The following is a 6,257-nucleotide window of genomic DNA, read 5'->3' as shown; positions in this document are numbered from 1 at the left end:
GATCCGGTCGCCGGGCCCGTTGTCGCGGCGCTCGTCGGTGATCCCGTCGTCGTCGTTGTCGATCCCGTCGGTCGCGTCGCCGGGCGTCTCGAGGTAGGCGTAGCCGAGGTAGCCCGTCGGCTCGCAGTTGGACCGCAGGCTCACGCCGTGCCCGTTCTCGTCCCAGGTGTACACCAGGTCAATGGGCCGGCCGTCAACGCTGCGGACGAACCGGGCGTTGTCGTCGTCGGTCTCCCCGACGCCGTCGCACGACACGCCGGAGCCGCCGACGCCGGAGTCCATGTAGAGCCCGAAGATGATGTCGTCGTACCGCGTCGTGGACTCGTTGACGATGTCGTAGTGGTAGAAGATGACGTCCTGGGCCTGGGGGTTAGACCACTGGAAGCCCCGGACCTCGACGCGCAGCCCCAGGCCTCGACGCGTCCGGTCGCGAGAGTCGGGGAAAAAGCGGAAGGCGTCGTAGTAGTTGTCGTCCATCACGAAGAACGACTCCTGATCGGCGTTGGGCCGCTTGCCGAAGAAGCCGTTCCACGAGCCGCACCAGCCCGGGTCGTCCGCCACGTTTTGCTTGTCGATCCAGCAGTCCGCCGGGCTCGACGCCGGGTCGAGCTGGCCGAGCTGGTTCGCCGCGCCGGGCCAGGTGCGAAAGTCGTTCGAGAGCGCGAGCGACCGGGCTTGGTTGACCAACGGGTCAGGCTCGGCGTAGCCCGGGCGGGGCTCGAACCGCATGACCCGGTTTGTGACGGGGCTCCGAGCCTGCCGCTCGCGGTAGCCCGTGAGCATGATGTGGGCCTGCGTCCCGTTCTCCTGCGTCACCCTGGCCAGCACGTAGGGCGTCACGCCGTCCGAGTAGTTGAGCCCGACGCCGCGCGGGACCTCAACGGAGTGGAACACACTGAGGTCGGGGTTCCCGTCGAAGTCGCCGACCATGCCGTAGTTGTAAAACAGCGTACGGATGCGGTTGGCGTCGTGAAGCCCCTGGCGCTCGGCGTTGATCTGGCCGCGCAACTCAGGCGGAGTCACCGGCAACGGCGTCTGCGCACTGGCCGAGGCCACCGCGAGCAGGAGGAGAAGTGAGAGAGAGCGAAGCATTCGGTCAGAGTGTGGGGGCGGGACCTAGGAGAGCGTCCGACCTCGAGGTCGGGCCGCGTCTTCGTCCACGTCTGTCTAGCGGCGCACCGGGCGGGAGCCGCCGAGCGAGACGCCGATCTCGATGCGCCGGGGCTCCGCGAACCGACGCGGGTCCGGGTTGAGTTGGCGCTCTGGGTTGAGCGTGTAGAACGGGCTTCCGGTGTCGTTATAGACCGCCCCGTTCTGGTAGTAGCTGTCGAACACGTTGAACACGCGGACGAACGCCGTCGAACTGAGGCTGGCGAAGGTGATCGCCTTCTCGGCCCGCAGGTCCACGACGACCGAGAGGTCTTTGCGGCCAGAGTTGTTCTCCAGGTTGGCCCCGAAGCCCGTGCCCAGCGACGGCGTGTACGGGCGGCCCGAGCCCATTCGCAAGATGCCGGTGATGTTGTAGTTGTCGCGCTCGGACAGGATGGCGGTCGCGTTCAACGTGTGGCGCTGGTCCCAGTCGAACGGGGCCACGCGCGGGAGTGGGTCGTCGCCGCTCGCGGCGCGGTTGAACGTCTCACGCGGGTCGGACGAGTTGCCGGACGCGATCTGGAACGAGTAGTCCAGCGTCGTCGAGAGCGGCCCGAGCGCACGCTGATCGACGGAGACGGTGAACCCACGCACATTGCCAAAGTCGACGTTAGTCCAGCGGGCGTACTGGGCGGCCGTGTACGTCTGGATAAACTCGATGCCCAAGAGGTCGCGGATGTCTTTGTAAAACAGGCTCACATCGAGCCCGAGGTCACGCGTAATCCGGCTCTTGAAGCCGAACTCGTACTGCGTCGTGAACTCGGGATCGAGGTCGGGATTTCCAAGGATGCCTTGGGAAAACTCGTTGCCCTGCTGCAAGTCCTGCAAAACCGAGTAGTCGGCGTTGTTGAAGAACGTGCCCAAGCCAGGAAGCTGGTAGAAGTGGCCGTAGGAGAAGAACAGGCTCGCGCGGTCCAGGAACGGGAACGAGACGCCCAGGCGTGGGGCCAGCACCACCTTCGGTGACGTGTCCATGGGGAACGACTCGGGGGCGTCCGGGATGGCGTTGGCTGGGTTGGCCGGGTCGCTCGGGACGGTCGCGTTGGCGTCGAAGTACTCCATCCGCAGACCCGCGCGGACGCGCAGGTCGCCCCACTCGATACGGTCCTGGACGAACGCCGCCGCTTGGACTGGTTGAAAGTCGATGACCTGGGCGCCGAGCGTGTCACGGAGAACGCCAAGTTGCTGACGGCCGTCGATGATGAAGGCCTGGACGGCGCCCGGCGCCCCGAACTCGACGTCGGACGTCTGAATCTCGAAGCCGCCCTTGACCAGGTGGACATTCGTGACCTGAGCCGTCACCGCACCCTTCGCAACGTATGAGTTGGTTCGCTGGACGAACCGGCCCAAGTCGTAGCCCTGGATGATGGCCCCGTTCTCAAAGTTCTGGGATCCGATGGGCCGGCCGGCCACGGCATACGGCGAGTCGTCGGGGAGAGGAACGCGCGTGCCGGTCTCGGGCAAGGTGCCCAGGTCCTCGAAGCGGTAGTCCGAGAAGTCGAAGATGTTCTGGCGCAGGTTGAGCTCGTAGAACACGTTGTTCGACAGCGTGTGGAGGATGCCCAACCCGTGGACCAGGGAGAACTCGTTCTGAGTGCTCGCGCCGTCTGGGTTGAAGCGGTAGGCGTAGTCCGTGCCCTGCCGGTCGCGGACGGCCCCGATAAACTGGTAGTCCAGCCGGACGTTGGGGATCAAGGTGTTGGACACCTTGCCGAGGTAGGACCACCGCCGGTCGTAGCCCAGGGGAACGATGGCGCCGTCACCGGTTGGGTTGAACTGGTTGGTCTCGAAGTTGCTCGTGTCCGTCGGGACGAACCGGCGCTCGGCGGCGAACCGGCCGTTGTTCACGAACCGCTGACCATTGAGCAAGAACGTCGTGCCGGGCACGAGCGGGACCGGGCCGCTGATGCTGCCCTGGAAGTTCTGCCGTGCGAGCGGGTCGATGTCTGAGATGTAGGGCGCGAAGGGGACCGTCGCGATCGAGTCTCGGCCGCCGATGGACGTTTGCACCACCGTCGAATCGTTGCCGGGGCTCAGGAAGTCGCCGCCGAAGAACTCGAAAGAGGCCTCGTACCGGCCTGCGTCGCCAGAGCGCAGGACGGCGTTGACGACGCCCGAGAGCGCCTGGCCGTATTCGGCGTCGAAGGTGCCGGAGATGACCTGGACCTCATGCAAAACGGACCGGTCGAGCGTCAAGGTCGAGGTGTTGTCGTAGGGGTTGTTGACCGAGACGCCGTCGACCTGGAACTGGACCTCGCCCAGGCGACCGCCTCGGAAGTGGCCGTCCACGACGCCGGCCTGCAGGTTGACCACGTCGGCGAGCTCCTGGACGGGGAGCGCCGCGATGTCGTCGCGGCCGATGGTGGCGACGGTGCTCGTCTGGGTGATGTCAACGATGGGCTGCTCGGCGGTCACGACGACTTCCTCGCCCGCGACGACCTCGTCCCGCAACGTGACGTCGAGCTCGGTGGTCGTGTTGGACCGGATCTGGACATCCTCGACGAGCTGCGTCTGGAACCCGATGCTGCTGATGCGCACCGAGACCGTACCCGGCGGAATGCGCAGGATGTTGTACACGCCATCGAGGTCGGTGGCGGCGCCGTACGCCGTGCCGACGACCAGGACGGACGCCGAGATCAGGGGCTCGCCGTTCGCATCGAGGACGCGGCCGGAGAGCTTGCCGGTCTGGGCGCTGGCGGCGGTCGCGACGAGGACGACGCCGACGAGGAGCCGGAGGGCGGGCCGGAAGAGCCGAGTCATCATAGGGGTCCAAAAGGGCTTGCACCCCGGAAGCCGGGGCCCGTCCTCGATGGACAGACCCCGGCGCGGTTCACAAGCCGCCGGCGACCACGCCGACGACCCGACCCTTGCGGGTTAGCGGATCACCAGCATCTGGCCGCTCACGCTCGTCCCGTCGTCCAGACGGACGCGGTAGATGTAGGAGCCAGCGCTGAGCGCGGAGGCGTCCACGGTCGCGGTCTGGTCGCCCGGCGTCTGCAGCCCGGCCTCGATGGTCTGCACGTTGCGGCCGAGCACGTCGTAGACCTCGATGGTCACGGTCGATGCGCGGGCCAACTCGTAACGGACCTGCGTGGTCGCGGAGAACGGGTTCGGGGCGTTGCCGAGCGCGCGGAGCACCTCGTCGCCGGCCGGGTCGGTCTCGTTCGACACGATCATGCTGCCGTCCAAGAACGCCCGGGCGGTGGGACCCACGCCGCGCTCGGTGAGCCACCACGTGCGGGTGCCGTAGCTGTTCTCGGCCGGGTCGAGGTCGTCGCCGTCGAAGTAGTTGGCGCCGACCCAGAACACGCCCCGCGACCGGTTGATGCCCAAGTCCGCGAGGTCGATGCTCATCTCGATGGAGTAGCCCTCGTCGATGTCCGAGGGGTCAGCGGCCGTCGAGGTGCCTTTGAGGAAGGCCGCGGCGGTAACGTTGAAGACCGAGTCGGCGGCCGCGCTCTGGAGCAAGGTCGCCGCGCCCGTCGAGTCCACGACGACTGCGAACTGGAGGTGCTCGAACCGATCGGCCTCCGAGCCCATGTTGTCCCTCGCCGAGAGGTCGCGGAGGATCAGGCGGAACCCGTCGAAGCGGGCCTCGTCCCTCGTCTGGCCGCTGATGGCGGCGTCGTCGGAGTCGAGTGCGACGTAGAGCGTCGTGCCCTCGTAGGCGAACCGGAAGTCGCCCGTCGAGGCGTCGACGACGGGGACGTTCTCGTCAGCGCCAGGCCGGAACCACGCCGAGTAGTGAGGTCCGACGCCCGGGAGCGCGTCGAGCTGCTCCTCGGTCATCATGTACTGGAGCGAGACGGCTGCATCCGTGTTCCAGACGTCCTCGTCGAGCCGGCCATCAACCACAACGCTGCCCTCAGGGACGGTCAGGTCAGGATCGGTCGCGGGGACGGCACCGGACGAGACGGTCACGCTGGGGTCGCCCACGACGTAGCTCACTCCAAAGTTGAAGTTGTTGCCGAAGGGGTTCTGGAACCACGCGCGGTTCCGGGACCGGAGGTTCTCGTCGCTGGGCCACGCGTAGTCGAGGTCGTAGAGCGCGAACGTGATCGGGAAGGGCTCGCCGGAGTCGAGGTCGAACCCGAGCGTCTCGGCGTTGATGGAGAACTCCATCACGTAGCCGACGTCCTCGGTCGGGGTCGCGTTGCCGTTGAAGTCGTCGTTGGCGACGCCGTCGATGGTGTAGGAGACCTCGAGGACGTCGGTGTCGATCCGCTCGTCGGGGCTGCCGCGGTCGGGGTTGATGTTGCCGTTGACGGTCGGCGCCTGGCCCACCGAGTCGGCACCGGCCTCGAGGCCGCCGACGCCCCGGTTGAGCCAGGTGTAGAAGAACTCGGTCTGGTTCCCGATGCCGAAGTAGTTGGCCTGGAACGACGTGTCGGCGCGAGCGAAGTCCTCGTCGCGCCGCCGCTCGTCGGACATGCTCATGACGAGCCCGTCGTGCTGGAAGAAGTTGCGCGAGCCGCCGATCGACTCGTCCGCGACCTCGAGGCCGACATAGATCATGTTCCCCTTGCGGAGAAGGCGGAGCGTGCCCTCACTGGGGTCCGTGGCGGGACCCTCTTGGATCTGCCATCCACCACCGGGCCAAAAATCGGACTCGCCTTGCTGGAGCGTGAGGGTCTCGGCGTTGGCCCACTCGGGCTCGTCGAGGGTGCCGTCGAGGGTGATGTCGGCGGCGCCGATGTCGCGGGCGAACACCTGGTCGGTGAACACGCCGTTGTTGGTGCGGGCCGGGTGCTGGGCCAGCGCCAGCGGGGCGGTGAGGGCCACGAGGGCTAAAAGTGTAACGAAGCGGTTCATTAGAGGGGGAGGGAGTGGAAAAACACGGGCTCGGAGGCCCAGGGGGAGCGAGCTAGCGGGCGGAGCCGCAGGACTCGCGGATAACGAGGCGAGTGGTGAGGGTGGTGGTCTGCCCGGCCCCAGCCTCGAGGACGAGGCCGACGGCCAGCCTCCCCATCTCGTGGATCGGGACGTGGACCGAGGTCAGCGCGGGCGTGACGTACTCGGCGACGGGGATGTCGTCGAAGCCAGCGAGTGCGACGTCGCGCGGGACCTCGAGGCCGGCCTCGCGGAAGGCCCGCAGCGCGCCTATGGCC

3 protein-coding genes and 1 pseudogene are annotated in these 6,257 nt (G+C 67.2%); all 4 read right to left on the bottom strand.

Annotated features, from left to right (window positions below):
• Window positions 1–1,092: pseudogene (locus WBA11_RS12995) on the bottom strand (hypothetical protein); the annotation flags it as partial.
• A 75-nt stretch (window positions 1,093–1,167) separates the two neighbouring features.
• Window positions 1,168–3,912 carry a TonB-dependent receptor gene (locus tag WBA11_RS12990; RefSeq protein ID WP_424521103.1) on the bottom strand — a complete coding sequence of 915 codons (2,745 nt, stop codon included), beginning with the start codon at window positions 3,910–3,912 and terminating at the stop codon, window positions 1,168–1,170.
• Window positions 3,913–4,023: 111 nt separating this feature from the next.
• A complete protein-coding gene (locus WBA11_RS12985) occupies window positions 4,024–5,961 on the bottom strand; it encodes a T9SS type A sorting domain-containing protein (RefSeq protein WP_424521102.1) in 1,938 nt (645 codons plus the stop codon).
• A 52-nt stretch (window positions 5,962–6,013) separates the two neighbouring features.
• On the bottom strand, window positions 6,014–6,257 hold a 244-nt coding region (locus WBA11_RS12980), incomplete at its 5' end, for a substrate-binding domain-containing protein (RefSeq protein WP_424521101.1).

The organism is Rubrivirga sp., assembly GCF_049648075.1.
GTDB lineage: Bacteria > Bacteroidota > Rhodothermia > Rhodothermales > Rubricoccaceae > Rubrivirga.
This window is presented reverse-complemented; position numbering and strand designations above follow the sequence as displayed.